Origin of the sequence: Streptomyces sp. NPDC005574, from assembly GCF_040605435.1 — a bacterium.
In the GTDB taxonomy this organism is placed as follows: domain Bacteria; phylum Actinomycetota; class Actinomycetes; order Streptomycetales; family Streptomycetaceae; genus Streptomyces.
On the sequence record NZ_JBEXCW010000288.1, the window covers coordinates 1,493 to 1,804 of the forward strand.

Consider the following 312-nt stretch of genomic DNA (forward strand, 5'->3'; position numbering starts at 1 on the left):
TCCTAGGACGTGTTTGAGATGTTGATCAAGGTTGTGAAACGATCTTGGGATGTCTCGTGGCGATCTGACGGATGCACAGTGGGAGCGGCTGGAGCCGCTGTTGCCTCCGATACCGAAGATGGGTCGGCCTCCAAGGGATCGGCGTCAGGTTTTCGACGGGATCTGGTGGCGGGCCCGGACGGGCTCGCCCTGGCGGGACGTGCCCGAACGATACGGTCTGAACCGCCCCGGGTTTGATGGAGACATTGAAGACCCGGAAGGATCCCGAGCATGGTTGCTCCCCGTAGGTATCCCGATGAGCTGCGCGAGCGC

The 312-nt window shown here is 61.9% G+C and carries 1 pseudogene; it reads left to right on the plus strand.

The features are described 5' to 3' along the window. Positions 1 to 49: 49 nt before the first annotated feature. Positions 50 to 217, plus strand: a pseudogene (locus ABZT03_RS44195) (transposase); the annotation flags it as partial. Between the last annotated feature and the right edge of the window lie 95 nt (positions 218 to 312).